A 15,738-nucleotide genomic window follows, 5' to 3' on the forward strand; every position below is an offset into this window, starting at 1 on the left:
TTAAGGTTGTAAACACCACAAATTGTATCTTTCTGCCATCAAAATAATAATAATTATGAGCATAATAATAGATATTCACGCAAGACAAATTTTTGATTCTAGAGGAAATCCTACCGTAGAAGTAGATGTATATACAGAAAATGGAGTAATGGGACGAGCAGCTGTTCCTTCGGGAGCTTCTACAGGTGAGCATGAAGCTGTAGAATTAAGAGATGGAGGTGATGCTTATATGGGTAAAGGGGTTCTAAATGCTGTAGATAATGTAAATACAATCATTGCTGCAGAATTATTAGGAACTTCTGTTTTTGAACAAAACCTAATTGATCAATTAATGATTGATGTAGATGGAACGCCAAATAAATCAAAGCTTGGAGCAAATGCTATACTTGGAGTTTCTTTAGCATGTGCTAAAGCAGCAGCAGCAGAACTTAATCTGCCATTATATAGATATGTAGGTGGAGTAAGCGCAAACACATTACCGCTTCCTATGATGAATATCATTAATGGAGGATCACATAGCGATGCCCCTATTGCTTTCCAGGAATTTATGATCATGCCAGTAAAAGCAAAAAACTTTTCAGAGGCGATGCAAATGGGAACTGAAATCTTCCATAGTCTTAAAAAAGTACTTCACGATAGAAATTTAAGTACAGCTGTAGGTGATGAAGGAGGATTTGCTCCTGCACTTGATGGAACAGAAGATGCTCTTGATTCAATAAAGATCGCAGTAGAGAACGCTGGTTATTCTTGGGGTGATGAAATTATGGTTGCATTAGATTGTGCTGCTGCCGAATTTTATGTAAACGGTAAGTATGACTATACAAAATTTGAAGGTACATCTGGTGTGGTGAGAACTAGTGAAGAGCAAGCAGATTATTTAGCATCACTTGCCGCAAACTATCCCATTATATCTATAGAAGATGGAATGGATGAAAATGATTGGGATGGTTGGAAATACTTAACAGAGAAAGTTGGAGATAAAGTACAGCTAGTCGGTGACGATCTATTTGTGACTAATGTAGAACGACTTTCTAGAGGTATAGAAAATGGGATAGCAAACTCAATACTTATTAAAGTAAATCAAATAGGAACACTTACTGAAACTATAGCAGCTGTAAATATGGCACATAATGCAGGGTATACTTCAGTGATGTCCCATAGATCAGGAGAAACAGAGGATAATACTATTGCAGATCTTGCTGTTGCATTAAATACTGGGCAGATTAAAACAGGATCAGCTTCACGATCTGATCGTATGGCAAAATATAATCAATTGCTTCGTATAGAAGAACAACTTGGTGATATCGCTTATTTTCCTAGCGAAAAAGCATTTAAATTAAGGTAATAATTTTTTAAAATTCATAAAAAACCTCCTATTTCAGGGGGTTTTTCTGTGTAAAAATATCGATAAAATACTGTATTATGCGATTAAATGCAGTTTTTTAAATGATATATTCTTAATGTAATATTGATTTATCATATAAAATAAATTTATTTGATATATTTAAATCCTTGTTTATCAATATGTTATGTTAAAAATTAACAAATGTAAGAATTATCTTTATTTTAATTCTTGTCTCTTACTTGCTTTTTGTCTACATTTACCATCCAAATCTATTAGAACTTAAAAGAAGATCTAGCTTCATCTTTTAAATTCTTAACTCAACAATTGTATTGTACGTTAGTGAATAAACAAGCAAAATGATTTTAAGTTGGGTAAAGAGCGGGAGATGATGCTTTTGCTGAATAACTCGCTCTTTTTAAGAATTATTTTTTGGTAATAAAACACCAAAATTTAGGTTTGAAGTTGGGTAAAGAGCTTATGCTATGGTATAAGCTCTTTTTTATGTCAAAGAATTCATAGCAAAATATATTAAGTAGAAAACTACTTAGGGAAAAATTGATAATTTAAATAGGAAATAGTGTATTGTATTTTAATTATAAATTAATGCCTACTATATTTTAGTAAAAACAATCAAAATAATTTTTAAATTTAATATTCTCCTTTCTTTAATTTGTTTAAAGTCAGTAATAATGGTAGTTGATGGTGGTATTACAATGATATATGGTAAATAAAACAAGCGTTTTTGCTATCTTTTAATACTTTTTTAATTGCTTTACTGTATGGAAGTATTAAAAAAACCGACTGTTTTTTTGTAAATTAGCAATCCTTCTAAAAAAAAGGAATAATCACCTTAAATTTTTCAAATAAGCATGGCAGATAAAGCAACGCTAAATATAGATGGTCAATCTTTTGACTTTCCTATTATAACAGGCACAGAAAACGAAAAAGCAATTAATATAAAAACACTTAGAGGAGTAACCGGAGGTGTTACAACTATTGATCCTGGATATAAAAACACAGGTTCATGTGAAAGTGCTATTACTTTCTTAGATGGAGAAAAAGGGATTTTACGTTATAGGGGATATTCTATTGAAGCATTAGCAGACCAAGCAGATTTTTTAGAAGTAGCATATCTGTTAATATTCGGAGAGCTTCCATCAAAAATACAATTAGATAAATTTCATACAGATATAAAAGCAGAATCTCATGTAGATGAGGATATGAAGAAAATCTTAGATGGTTTTCCTAAATCTGCACATCCTATGGGAGTTTTAAGTGCACTTACATCAGCGCTTATAGCATTCAATCCTACTTCTGTTAATGTAGAGTCAGAAGAAGAAATGTACAGTACTATTGTAAAATTACTTGCAAAATTTCCGGTACTTGCATCTTGGGCTTTGCGTAAAAAGAAAAGTCAACCATTAGATTATGGAGACAATAGTTTGGGATATGTTGCAAATCTTCACAAAATGATGTTTGCAAGACCTAATGAAGAGTATAAGGTAGACTCGTCTGTTGTAGAGGCTTTGGATAAGTTATTAATCTTACACGCAGATCATGAGCAAAACTGTTCTACATCCACAGTACGTATTGTAGGATCAGCACATGCTGGATTATTTGCATCAATATCTGCAGGGATATCAGCACTTTGGGGACCACTTCATGGAGGAGCAAACCAAGCAGTGATTGAAATGTTAGAAGCTATTAAACAAGACGGAGGGGATACCAAAAAATATATGGCTAAGGCTAAAGATAAAGAAGATTCTTTTCGCTTAATGGGCTTTGGACATAGAGTGTATAAGAATTTTGACCCACGAGCAAAAATTATAAAAGTAGCTGCAGATGATGTTCTAAACATGCTTGGGATTGAAGATCCAGTATTAGATATAGCAAAAGGATTAGAAAAAGAAGCACTCGAAGATCCATATTTTGTGGATCGTAAGCTGTACCCTAATGTAGATTTTTACTCTGGTATTATTTATCGCGCTTTAGGAATTCCAGTAGAAATGTTTACTGTAATGTTTGCTTTAGGGCGTTTGCCAGGCTGGATTGCACAATGGAAAGAAATGCGTGAGCGTAAAGAACCTATTGGGCGTCCTCGCCAAATATATGTAGGAGAAAATTTTAGAAAATTTGAACCTGTATCAAAAAGATAAGAGGTCAATTTATTATAAAAAAAAGGTAAACATTTGTGTTTACCTTTTTTTATGCCAAAATTATAATTACACTTTCGTGAAAACAATGAAAGGTGTAATCCCTAAAATTAAAATATATTAAAAATAATATGACATTTTAAATCTGTTGTGTTTTTGTAAATGAACAGAATAAGTAATGAGTGTTTAGGAAATTCTGAACATAGATGAAGAAATTTGAGAAGTATAAAAAATAAAAATATTAGTATGTTTTTTGTTGCTTATAATGAGAGGGTTCATCATTTATTTTTTGGGATCAAACATAGAGATTAGTATCTTAGTCCAATGCTTAAATTACATGTAAAAGATGAGACTTCACGATTACGTGCGGTTGTATTAGGAACTGCAGAAAACTGTGGGCCAACCCCAAAAATAGAAGATGCCTATGATCCTAAAAGTGCACAGCATATCAAGGCAGGTACATATCCTATAGAGTCAGATATGATATTAGAAATGGAGGCTGTGGCTGCTGTTTTTAAAAAATATAACGTTCAAGTATTTCGACCGAAAATTATAGAAAATTATAATCAAATATTTTCCAGGGATATAGGATTTGTGGTAGATGATAAATTTATTAAAGCAAATATTCTTCCGGATAGAGAACGAGAAATAGAGGCTATACAGTATATTCTTGATAAAATTCCTGCGACATCTGTTTTTCGTTTACCAGAAGATGCACACGTAGAAGGAGGAGATGTAATGCCGTGGGGAGAATATCTTTTTGTAGGGACATATACAGGAGACGATTATCCTGATTTTATTACTGCCCGTACAAACAAGAAAGCAGTACAATATCTAGCTGAGCTGTTTCCTCGTAAGAAAGTTGTTTCTTTTGAACTTCGTAAGCATAATACAGAACCTAAAGAAAATGCATTACATTTAGATTGTTGCTTTCAACCTGTAGGTAAAGACAAGGCAATTATTCATAAAAATGGATTCTTAAAAGAAGAGGAGTATGATTGGTTGGTTAATCTATTTGGTCAAGAAAATATATTTGAGATCTCAAAAGATGAGATGTATAATATGAATAGTAATGTATTTAGTGTTGCGCCAGATGTGGTGATTTCGGAAAAAAACTTTACTCGCTTAAATACTTGGTTACGTTCTCATAATATTACTGTAGAAGAAGTACCATATGCAGAAATAGCAAAGCAAGAGGGTTTGTTACGATGTAGTACGCTCCCTTTAATTCGAGATTAAATTTATGGCATTATAAAAGAAACATTAGAAGTTGTATTTGGGTTGATATTTGGAAATATCCTGTCTCCATTATTTGGGTCAATATATTCATTACTGAATAAGGATTCTCCATATGCTTTGATAAATATTGGAGCTCCAGAAATAAAACCTAAACTTTCAAACTCTTCAAAAGTAAAACTTTGCACATATGGTGTAGATTCGACTCGAAGCACAGGAGTAAAATATCCAAAAATAGTAGAACTTGTCTCACTGCCTATATTAAAAAATAATCGAGCATATCTTTCGCTAAACGAATTGGCAGGGGGAGAAGTGACTAATGATATGGTAATGCCAGTTTCCGTTTCTGATAATGTTAATTGAGTGATTCCAGTAGTTGATTCTCTACTTAAATTTTCAGGAAGTTCAATAATAGTCTCTTCGTTTTGATGTATAATATCTCCCCTTTTAAAAGTACCAAAACCTTCTTTTTCAAAACGTAAATCGTACCGACCATATGGGATGTCCTCAAATGTGTATTCTCCAATTGAGTCAGTAAATACAGTAAGTAAAAGATCTGATCCTTCTATAGTAACTTGCATGTTTTCATCAGGTGCAAATCCTCCTCTTGATGAAAATAAATTAACTTCTCCAGTAATAGAACCTGTCTCGATTTCTGTTGTAGTATTACTTTCTTTAGAACAAGAGAGTAATAAGAGTATAAATACAAAACTATAAAATTGATATATGTAAGTTTTCATAGCGTAGGTGTATTTCTAAATATACAAATTAATTAGAAAAACCTCTGTACTATGTAGCCTATAATGGAAACGTTTATTAGATTAGTGGAGTGTTGTCTATTTTAATGTATTTATTTTGAGGCTAATAGCTTAGCTCTTTCTGTTGCTTCTTTTATACCTCTACAATAACAGTTTGTCCTAAGTGCTGTGCGGCGTTTACAAATTCTTTGCCGAACTCTCCAGAATCTAAAAGAATTATTTTTGCCATAATATTATTGTATCTTTATATAACTAATTGATCTTGTGTGCTATGAAATCAAAACTATTTTTTCTGCTATTTTTAATTACACAAATAGGATATAGTCAGACTGCTAAGATGCAATTTATCCACAATGCTCCAGATGTTTCTATTACAGAAGTCGATGTGTATGTAAATGATAATTTGATAGTAGATAATCTTACATTTAAAACAGGTTCTGCATTTCTAGATGTTCCATTTAATGGAGATATGGCTCAGATAACGATCACTAGATCTACAGATGAAAATGATATTCTTGTATCTCGTGAACGTATGTTGGTAGATCAAGAAAATTACTATGTGGTGGTTGATGGAATTTTTGATACAGAAAATTATACAGATACAGCTCCCTTTGATATCTTTCTATACGAAGGAGCACATATTGAAGCAGATTTCTTAGGAGAAGAATATGAGAATACAGATATTCAGGTGCATCACGGTGGTATTGGATTTGATTTTCCCTTAAGAGTATATGCTTCTGGAGCACTTGCTTGTGGAGGACTTCTTTTGAGTGATAATTTGAATTACTCAGGTTTTGGTGATAATTATATTCATGGTGGAGGAACTGAAGATTATTATATAGATATTTTAGATAGTGCTACTGGAGGCGAAGTTTTTAGTTATGGAGTGGTTATACCATTTCAGACTCAAGAATTAATGTTAGAAGATCAAGGGGTTTTAATGATGTTAACTGGATTTCGTAATCCAGAGCAGAATAATAATGGAGAACCTTTTAATGTGACATATATTACTTCTGGAGGTGGAGATTTTGGACAATTTACGTTAGGTCTGAGTGAGAGTGCTTTTCAGGAAGTTAAAGTATTTCCAAACCCAACCGTAGGACGTATAGGTATTAGTAACTTGGAAAACGAAGTTACAGCAATGCTTTATGATACTACAGGTAGAGTTGTTAGGAATACTATAAGATTAAATGCTGGAGGTGTTAGTTCTATCGATTTATTTGCATTGAAATCTGGAATCTACTTTCTGCAATTAACTGATCAAAAAAATAATGCGTCTACAGTGAGACGCATTATTAAAAAGTAGTTAGGTATGCTTTCGCGAAAGCGTATCTCTATTTATTAGAAGCAATCCACTTGTCTATTTTATCTTCTAGTAATGCTAGAGGAATACACCCTGTTTCTAATACCTCTTTATGAAATTCTCTAATATCAAATTTATCTCCTAAAGCTTCTGTGGCTTTAGCACGTAGTTCGCGAATTTTTAATTGCCCTATCTTATAAGATAATGCCTGTCCCGGATTTGCCATATAACGTTCTATTTCAGAAGTGATACCTGCTTCACTTTCGGCTTCATTGTCAAGACAATATGCTATTGCTTTTTCTCTACTCCATCCTTTGGTATGTATGCCCGTATCTACTACAAGTCGTACCGCACGATGCATCTCTGCTCCAAGCATTCCAAAAAGTTGATATGGATCTGTGTACAATCCAAGTTCTGTTCCTAGTGACTCTGTATATAAAGCCCATCCTTCTCCATAAGCACTATACCATAATGTTTTTCTAAATTGAGGTAATTCTTTACTCTCTTGCGTAAGTGAGATTTGGAAATGATGCCCAGGAATAGCTTCGTGTAAAAACAAAGACTCGTCAGAATACACATTATATGCAGATGCATTTGGGATAGGTGTATAAAATATACCAGGGCGAGTACCATCTAGCGATCCTGGATTGTACTCTGCACTAGCTGATTTCTCACGAAAAGTTTCTGTACGACGTACCTCAAAAGGGGTGATAGGTTGTAAGCTAAACAACTCATCTACCTTAGGTTTCATCGTGGCATGCATTTTATTAAAATTTGCTATAATTTCTTCTGGAGTAGAAAAAGGCATGAGATCTTTGCTATTACGTACATGGTCAAAAAACGCTTTTAGATCTCCTTTAAAACCTACTTGTTCTTTTATTTTTTCCATCTCTGCACGTATACGTGCCACCTCGCTTAGTCCTAGGTTATGGATCTCATCTGCGGTCATCGTAGTGGTGGTAAAATACTTTATGGCAAAATCATAATAATTTGATCCATTAGGTAAGTCACTAAAGCCAGAAGAATCACGACCTGCTGCCATATATTCATTGGTCATAAAACTAGCCATTTTTGCATATGCAGGAATAACTTTGTCTTTAATCATAGTAATGTAATCTGCCTTTATTACTTCTTGGTCAGTCTCAGAAATTCCTTCAGGAAAGTTTGCGATAGGTGTATAAAATAAATGAGATTCAATATCTGTTTGTGCTAGTGACTCCATTTGCGGGATCACTTTTTTAATTAATGATTTAGGAAGAGTATACCCTTCTTTCATTCCTTGGCGCATATTCTTTTCGGCACTTGATAACCAAGTAAGATATTGATCTACTCTTTTTTGCCAGTTGCGGTAATCTTGTACTGTTTTAAATGGTTGTGCACTAGCACCACTTGCCAATTGTCCAAACATTAAATGTGGGGACCACATTTGATCGATAGGCATTAAATCTTTTTTGTAACTCAATAACTCTAAGTTTACATCACAATCCCATTGAAGTACAGCTTTGCTCATTTTTTCACTAGGACTTAAGTTTTCGTCTGGATAATTTACTAGTGCTGCTTTGTAAGACTCATAATAGGCTTTTGTTTTTGACTTTTGATCTGATGATAATACATCTGGAAACTGATCATTATAACGATTGTCACCAGCCATAGTAGCATTAAGAGGATTTAATTGTAAACCTTCTTCATAATAATTGTCAAGCATTTCTCCAAAAGGAATAACAGATGATGTTATTTTTTCCTCTGTAGTAGGGACTTCGTTTTTACAGCTTATGAGTAATAATGCGATAAAACCGGTAAGGAGTATTTTTTTCATAATTCGTTTTTGAATGCACAATAAATCATCATTAAGAAGAATCTTGAGCAATTAGGTGTTGATTGTATTTATAGTCATTAAAGATACGTATTAGACATTAAAATACCTTTTAATTAACATAAGAGGGTTTTGTGTTTTTTACGCTTTCGCGAAAGCAAAATGAATAACAACTTTAGAATATCTTTTGTACCTTGTTTTTATGGTAAACGTTATAAAAACTCTTATTGCGGTATTAGTATTCTGTTGTTTTTCAAAAGCTACTGCTTGTTCTATTGTGTATTATGTAGATCCAGATACAGGTAAAATATATGTGGTAAACAATGAAGATTTCTGGTATAATACAGACGCGTATATCCAGATAATACCGGAAACAAAAAATGAACTTGCCCGTTTGTGGTATGGGTGGAATGATTTTGGGCAAGGTGGAATTAATAGCGCGGGTTTATTTTTTGATGTAGCTGTAACGCCTAATCAGAAAGTACCTAAAGGATATAGACTTCCTGAGGGAAATATTACAGATAGAATTCTAGCGCATTGCCGTACAGTAGATGAAGTACTTGCATATATGGAAAAAGAAAAAATGGCACTTAATCAAAGTCATATGCTTATAGGAGATGCCCAGGGGAATGCTATTATTGTAGAGTGGGTGGATGGGAAGAAACATGTTATAAAAAAAGAAGGTAATAGTCTTATTGCAACCAATTATCTTTTATTAAAACCAGAGGCGGGTAATTATCCTTGTCCGCGTTATGCTTCCATAGAAGAGCGTATTAAGGAAATGGAATCTTCAGGTGATCCTATTACATTGCCTAGTATGTCTGCTATCGTAACACAAGCATATCAAACACCTCGTACACTCGATAACGGGAAAACATTAGGTACGCTTTATACTAGTTTTATTGATATTACTGAAATGAAAATGGTTTTTTTGCCTAAACTAGATAGTAAAAAAGTGATGCAGTTTGATCTAAGAGAGGAATTTAAAAGTAAACGTAAAATAACATTGTTTTAATAAAAAAAACCTACTTGTTGTAAGTAGGTTTTGATTTTTACGCTTTCGCGAAAACGAATATTTTAAGAAACTGCTTCTTTGATACGTTTGATTGCTTCTTTTATTTGATCAGAACTAGCGGCATATGAAATTCTAATAGAATTTGGACTTCCAAAAGCTTCTCCTGTTACTGTCGCTACGTTTGCATACTCCAATAAATAGAGTGCAAAATCTGAGGAGTTATTAATAGTAACTCCATTTAATGTTTTACCAAAAAATGCAGTAATATCTGGAAAAACATAAAATGCACCATCTGGTTCATTACATACAAATCCTTCTATGTCATTAAGAAGTCCAAGAATTAGACTGCGTCTGTTCTTAAACTCATCGATCATATATTGTACTCTACTTGGGTCAGCCTCTAGTGCTGTAATTACAGCTCGTTGAGCAATACAATTTGCTCCACTTGTGATTTGACCTTGCATCTTATTACAAGCGCGTGCAATTTCTTTAGGAGCACCTATGTATCCTATACGCCATCCAGTCATTGCAAATGCTTTAGAAACTCCATTTACAGTAACGGTACGATTGTACATGTCTGAAAATTGAGCCATACTTGCATGACCGCCTACATAATTGATATGCTCGTATATTTCATCACTTACCACGATGATTTGTGGGTGTTTTACAAGAACGTCTGCAAGTGCACGTAATTCTTCTTTGCTATATACAGATCCTGATGGATTGCAAGGAGAACTGTACCATAACATTTTTGTTTTTGGCGTAATAGCAGCTTCTAATTGCGCTGCAGTCATTTTAAAATCCGTGTCTATAGATGTTGTAACTTCGACAGGAACACCTTCGGCTATTTTTACAATATCACTATAACTCACCCAGTATGGACAAGGTAATATCACCTCATCTCCTGGATCTATTGATACTAAAGCAATATTTGCAAGTGATTGTTTAGCTCCTGTAGAGACTACAATTTGAGATGGATCATATGTCAAATTATTATCCCTCTTAAATTTTGTGATAATGGCACTTTTAAGCTCTCCGTATCCATCAACAGGTGTATACGAATTGTAATTGTCATTAATGGCTTGTATCGCTGCATCTTTGACAAAGTCTGGAGTGTTAAAATCTGGCTCTCCAAGACTTAGTCCTATGATATCTTTGCCTTCGGCACGCAATTCTCTTGCTTTTGCTGCCATCGCTAGGGTGGCAGATGTTGCCATACTCATAACACGATTAGAAAGTGTGCTCATGTTGTTATAATGGTTGGGTTATTAGTACTTACTTTTAGTATTATTAAGCAGGTTGCATTCCCATTTCTCGTAAATGACGGAAATGAGATATAATTGCTTTACGAGTTGTTTTGTACTCAAAATAAGGAAGATTAAACTCATTAGCAGTTTCTCTTACAATCTTACTGATTTTACTGTAATGTATATGACTTATATGAGGAAAAATATGATGCTCTACTTGATGATTTAATCCTCCAGAAAACCAGTTCATGATACGGCTTTTCGTAGAAAAATTTACCGTTGTAAATAATTGGTGAATAGCCCAAGTGTTTTTCATAGTTCCAGTTTCATCTGGTAAAGGCATATGCGCCTCTTCTACCATATGAGCTAGTTGAAATATCAAGCTTAAAATAACACCAGCAGTATAATGCATAATAAAAAATCCTAATAATACTTTCCACCAAACGATATTAGAAAATATGAGAGGAATCACAATCCACATGCCTATGTAAATGAGCTTTGTGATAACAAGCGTGCTCCATTGTTTTGTAGGACTTTGTAGTTTACCGTATGACAGTTTACGTTTAATATAACGTTTCATCTGTGTAATATCTGCAGTAATTACCCAGTTTATTGTTAATAATCCGTACAGGATAAATGAGTAGTAATGTTGGAATTTATGGTGTTTGTGCCATTCTCCATGTTTAGAAAAACGAAGTACTCGACCAGCTTCCATATCTTCATCATGCCCATGTATATTTGTGTATGTGTGATGAAGTACATTGTGCTGTACTTGCCAATTATAGACATTTCCAGCAAGGATATAGATACTACCTCCCATAAGTTTATTAACCCATTTTTTGCTAGAAAACGAACCGTGATTACCATCATGCATCACATTCATACCTACACCAGCCATACCAAATCCCATCAATACAGTAAGTAACAACTGTAACCATCCTGGCATATCAAGAGTCAAGAATAAAAAATAAGGAACAAGGTATATAGAAAACATAACGATTGCTTTTCCGTATAGTTTCCAGTTTCCTGTACGTTTTATATTATTGTCTTTGAAATAAGAATTTACGCGTTTATTTAATGTTCTAAAGAATTTGGCTGAATCTGCGCGTGAAAATTTAATAGTAGTCTCCATAATATTTTTAAAATAAGGCCTTGTTTTTTATAACATATATTAGGCGAAATTTTTGTTGTTTTAAGGGGGGCTCGTGTATGATCTACTATGTAGATTTTATAAAAGCGGAAACTCAAAACTTAAATACAAAAATAATGATATATTCCCTAATCCAATCTTTATTATCTGAAAATTAACGTGTGATTTTTGGTACTTTTGCCGTACAAATACAACCTATGGATATTATTACAAAATACTTCCCTAATCTTACAGAAGAACAGCAATCACAATTTATGCTACTTAAAGATTTGTATAAAGATTGGAATTTAAAAATTAATGTAGTGAGCCGGAAGGATATAGATGAAATATATATGCGTCATGTACTACATTCATTAGGGATTGCTAAGGTTATGGAATTTAAGGCTGGAGCGCAAGTGCTAGATGTAGGTACGGGAGGTGGTTTTCCAGGAGTTCCTCTTGCTATCTTATTTCCAGAAACTCAATTTCATCTCGTAGATAGTATAGGTAAGAAGATAAAAGTGGTAGACGAGGTAGTTGCTGGACTAGGGATTACAAACGTAAAAACGACAAATGATCGCGTAGAAAACGTACCTGGTCAATATGATTTTGTGGTTAGTAGAGCTGTAGCTCAAATGGAAACATTTGTTCGTTGGATAAAAGGACATGTAAAAAAGAAAAGCGAGCACGAACTTAAAAATGGTATTCTCTATCTTAAAGGAGGAGACCTTACAGAAGAACTCGCAAAATATACAACAGCTCAAATATATAACTTAACAGACTACTATACAGAAGACTTCTTCGAAACCAAGAAAGTAGTACATCTTCCTATAAAATATAAAGGGTAAAACTATTTATAATCTAAAAAATATCAAGCGATTATCTCCGTGTTAATGAACTAATTGAAGAGTGATAGGAATTATTTTTGTATTTTTTTATTTCCTGAGGCAACCTTTTTAGAAAGTGTTGCGTCTATGTAAATAGAAACCATCTTTTATAATTGATGAAAGTCATACAATTTACAAACGAAAAGCAACTTATTAAGAAGGCGATTAAGCAGGATCGTGCTGCTCAGCGACGACTGTATGAGTTGCACTCGCCAAAAATGCTGAGTGTTTGTAGGTATTATATAAAAGATATTCATCAAGCCGAAGAGGCTATGTGTAATGGGTTTCTAAAAGTGTTTACGCACTTACATAGTTTTAAGGCAGAAGGAAGTTTTGAAGGTTGGATGCGAAGAATTATGGTAAGAGAAAGCATTTCGTATTTGCGCACTATAAAAAAATTGTATTTCTCTGATGATGGTGATTTTGAGACAGGAGACAGTGTAAATAATATAAAAAGCGAATTAGATATTGCACATATCCAGCAACTTATTGATGATTTGCCAGAAGGATATCGCGTTGTTTTTGTTATGTATGCGATAGAAGGTTACAAACATCAAGAGATAGCAAAATCATTAGGTATTTCTGAAAGTACTTCAAAATCACAATTGTTTAAAGCGCGTAAACTATTACAATCTAAGTTGAATGCAGAAAATAAATTAAGTTATGGCACCGATTAAGCTAGAAGATAACATGAAAGAGCGTCTAGAAGAACGCACTATCGAGCCTACAATGGCCGCTTGGGACCGTATTTCTTCAAAACTTGACGCTGAGCAAGGAGTAAAGAAAAGTAAACGTGTTTTATGGATGTCTATTGCTGCAAGTTTTGTAGGAGGGGTGTTAATGGCTGTTTTATTCTTTCAAAATGACATGACTGATCAAGGTCCGACAGTCGTAGATACTAATGAGGTTAATAGAGAAAGTATTTTTGTAAACCCTGAAGAGATTGTAACACCTCAACAAGAATTGGTAGAAGAAAAAGAAGAGGAGGTGGCAATCATAGAAGATGAAGAAATTAAGGAAGAAAAAGCACTCTTAAAAACTCAAGAATTTACTAAGAGTAATATAAATAATACTCAAAAGAATTCTGAAAGTATAGTGGGTACTCTCCCTGAAGAAAAAACAAAACAAGAATCTGTTCAAGAAATAAAGCCTTCTGTAGAAAATGCAATTGTAACTTCTGAAAATATAGATAAGAAAGATACTCCTGCAATCATCATAGATGAAGAATTAAATAAAGTGATTACACAAAAAGTAGAAGAAGTTATTGCTCAGGTAGAAAATAAAGAATCAATTACTGATGCAGAAATTGAAGAACTACTTAAGAATGCACAAAGAGAAATTATAAGCAAGCAAATATTTAATCAAAAGACAAATAAAGTAAATGCAAATGCTTTGCTCCTAGACGTAGAGGCAGAGATAGCTCCAGTATCTTTTAGAAACAAAATATTTGAAGCAGTTGTCGAAGGGTTTGAAAAAACAAGAGACGCGGTAGTAAATAGAAACAATTAAAAGGAATTCATCAATTCGCTTTTGAGAAAGCTATAATCAAGCATAATTCCAAAAGCATAAAAACACACAATTATGAAAAAAATGATACTCTTCGCCCTAGTGGCGACCATGGGACTCTTTGTCCAAAATGTACATGCGCAAGATGAAACTATTGAAGAGAAAATAGAAGTATTAGAAGCACGTAAACAAGAAATTGTCGAGTTAGAAAAAGAAGCTTTACGAGAAGAAGTAAAAGCAATTATGAAAGAACTTGAAGAAAAAAAAATAACAGAAATAGAAGCTAATAGACTTAAAAAAGAAGCGGCGGAAAAACGTGCTTTAAATATTGAAAATAGAGTTGCTATTCTTGATAATCAGATTGCATTATTAAAACGTAATAAAACTGATGAAGACATCTTAAGGGATGATAATAGTATATTTCGTGTTGTTATTAATAAGAGGAAAAATAAAGCACGTACTGTAAATCACAACAGAAGAACCCGTTCGGACTTTGTTTTTGCAGTAGGTTTTAATAATGCAATTATAGATGGACAAGGATTGGATGATTCTCCTTATAGAGTTGCAGGAAGTCGTTTTGCAGAACTAGGATGGGCATGGACAACTAGAGTATTTAAAAATGATCCTTGGTTACGTATTAAGTATGGTTTTTCATTTCAATTTAACGGACTAAAGCCTACTGGCAATAGATATTTTGTAGAAGAAAATGGACAAACGGTTTTACAGGAATTTGACGAAGACTTGGATAAGAGTAAATTCAGAATAGATAACCTTGTGATTCCATTTCACTTTGAATTTGGTCCTTATAAAAAACATGTAAAAGATGATTCTAGCTGGTACTCTACACACAATAAACTGAAAATTGGCTTAGGAGGATATGCGGGTTTAAATATTGGGACATTGCAAAAACTGAAATTTAGTAGAGACGGGAATAAGGTAAAAGAAAAGGAAAGAGGAGATTTTGAGGTAAATGACTTTGTATATGGATTGAGTGGTTATATAGGTTGGGATAATATAGGGATTTATGCAAAGTATGACTTGAATACTATTTTTGAAAATAGCCCAGTAGATCAACGTAATGTTTCTTTAGGACTTCGTTTTGACCTGGATTAAATAAATTTGCTACTTTGTTTTATTGAAATTCTGTTTTTGTGAAGGCTATACGCTTTCGCGAAAGCAGAATTTTTTTTAATGAATTTTATGTCTTTATATAAAATTGATACTCCGTTTTTACGCTTTCGCGAAAGCGTACTTTTTATCATATAATCTAGACATCAAAAGAGTTGTGCTAAAATGTACATGATTGAACGGTAACTGCTTTTTATAGATGACTGTCTCGTAATGAA

Annotated in this window: 13 protein-coding genes; 9 read left to right on the forward strand and 4 right to left on the reverse strand. The window is 33.4% G+C overall.

The genetic code is table 11. From position 1 onward, the window contains the following. The first annotated feature begins 55 nt into the window (after nucleotides 1–55). The 3 genes from eno (at nucleotide 56) to ABJD27_RS14985 (ending at nucleotide 4,737) form a co-directional block, all read left to right on the forward strand. Nucleotides 56–1,345: a phosphopyruvate hydratase gene (gene eno, locus ABJD27_RS14975; protein WP_348167905.1), complete on the forward strand. Its 1,290-nt coding sequence runs from the start codon at nucleotides 56–58 to the stop codon at nucleotides 1,343–1,345. Between the two features lie 869 nt (nucleotides 1,346–2,214). Then, complete coding sequence (locus ABJD27_RS14980) at nucleotides 2,215–3,501, forward strand: citrate synthase (protein WP_348167908.1); 1,287 nt, start codon at nucleotides 2,215–2,217, stop codon at nucleotides 3,499–3,501. A gap of 321 nt (nucleotides 3,502–3,822) precedes the next feature. Then, nucleotides 3,823–4,737 carry an arginine deiminase family protein gene (locus ABJD27_RS14985; RefSeq protein WP_348167911.1) on the forward strand — a complete coding sequence of 305 codons (915 nt, stop codon included), beginning with the start codon at nucleotides 3,823–3,825 and terminating at the stop codon, nucleotides 4,735–4,737. Between the two features lie 2 nt (nucleotides 4,738–4,739). Here the strand turns inward: ABJD27_RS14985 and ABJD27_RS14990 are convergent, their stop codons facing one another. Further along, the gene (locus ABJD27_RS14990; protein ID WP_348167914.1) at nucleotides 4,740–5,474 is read right to left on the reverse strand and encodes a carboxypeptidase-like regulatory domain-containing protein; all 735 of its coding nucleotides are present in this window, start codon (nucleotides 5,472–5,474) and stop codon (nucleotides 4,740–4,742) included. A 289-nt stretch (nucleotides 5,475–5,763) separates the two neighbouring features. Here ABJD27_RS14990 and ABJD27_RS14995 point away from each other — a divergent pair, with 289 nt between their 5' ends. Then, nucleotides 5,764–6,798 (forward strand): T9SS type A sorting domain-containing protein, encoded by a 1,035-nt coding sequence (locus ABJD27_RS14995; RefSeq protein WP_348167917.1) that lies wholly within the window; start codon nucleotides 5,764–5,766, stop codon nucleotides 6,796–6,798. 28 nt (nucleotides 6,799–6,826) lie between these two features. Here the strand turns inward: ABJD27_RS14995 and ABJD27_RS15000 are convergent, their stop codons facing one another. Further along, nucleotides 6,827–8,611 carry a DUF885 domain-containing protein gene (locus tag ABJD27_RS15000; RefSeq protein WP_348167920.1) on the reverse strand — a complete coding sequence of 595 codons (1,785 nt, stop codon included), beginning with the start codon at nucleotides 8,609–8,611 and terminating at the stop codon, nucleotides 6,827–6,829. 199 nt (nucleotides 8,612–8,810) lie between these two features. Here ABJD27_RS15000 and ABJD27_RS15005 point away from each other — a divergent pair, with 199 nt between their 5' ends. Next, the gene (locus ABJD27_RS15005) at nucleotides 8,811–9,623 is read left to right on the forward strand and encodes a C45 family autoproteolytic acyltransferase/hydolase (RefSeq protein ID WP_348167923.1); all 813 of its coding nucleotides are present in this window, start codon (nucleotides 8,811–8,813) and stop codon (nucleotides 9,621–9,623) included. 62 nt (nucleotides 9,624–9,685) lie between these two features. Here ABJD27_RS15005 and ABJD27_RS15010 read toward each other — a convergent pair whose 3' ends face one another. Together ABJD27_RS15010 and ABJD27_RS15015 are read right to left on the reverse strand one after the other, a co-directional pair. Continuing rightward, nucleotides 9,686–10,870, reverse strand: coding sequence for a pyridoxal phosphate-dependent aminotransferase (locus ABJD27_RS15010; RefSeq protein WP_348167926.1), 1,185 nt, complete (start codon nucleotides 10,868–10,870; stop codon nucleotides 9,686–9,688). Nucleotides 10,871–10,913: 43 nt separating this feature from the next. Next, the gene (locus ABJD27_RS15015) at nucleotides 10,914–12,002 is read right to left on the reverse strand and encodes an acyl-CoA desaturase (protein ID WP_348167929.1); all 1,089 of its coding nucleotides are present in this window, start codon (nucleotides 12,000–12,002) and stop codon (nucleotides 10,914–10,916) included. A gap of 215 nt (nucleotides 12,003–12,217) precedes the next feature. On the opposite strand from ABJD27_RS15015, the gene rsmG reads away from it, so the two are divergent. The 4 genes from rsmG (at nucleotide 12,218) to ABJD27_RS15035 (ending at nucleotide 15,505) form a co-directional block, all read left to right on the forward strand. Next, on the forward strand, nucleotides 12,218–12,847 hold the full coding sequence (gene rsmG / locus ABJD27_RS15020) for a 16S rRNA (guanine(527)-N(7))-methyltransferase RsmG (protein ID WP_348168069.1): 630 nt from the start codon (nucleotides 12,218–12,220) through the stop codon (nucleotides 12,845–12,847). 155 nt (nucleotides 12,848–13,002) lie between these two features. After that, nucleotides 13,003–13,563, forward strand: a complete 561-nt coding sequence (locus ABJD27_RS15025) for an RNA polymerase sigma factor (protein WP_348167932.1) — start codon at nucleotides 13,003–13,005, stop codon at nucleotides 13,561–13,563. Beyond that, nucleotides 13,550–14,395, forward strand: coding sequence for a hypothetical protein (locus ABJD27_RS15030; protein WP_348167935.1), 846 nt, complete (start codon nucleotides 13,550–13,552; stop codon nucleotides 14,393–14,395). Before ABJD27_RS15025 ends, ABJD27_RS15030 begins: the two co-directional genes overlap by 14 nt. Before the next feature lie 72 nt (nucleotides 14,396–14,467). Beyond that, nucleotides 14,468–15,505: a hypothetical protein gene (locus ABJD27_RS15035; RefSeq protein WP_348167938.1), complete on the forward strand. Its 1,038-nt coding sequence runs from the start codon at nucleotides 14,468–14,470 to the stop codon at nucleotides 15,503–15,505. Nucleotides 15,506–15,738: the final 233 nt, after the last annotated feature.

Origin of the sequence: Dokdonia sp., from assembly GCF_039945015.1 — a bacterium.
Classification (GTDB): Bacteria; Bacteroidota; Bacteroidia; order Flavobacteriales; family Flavobacteriaceae; genus Dokdonia.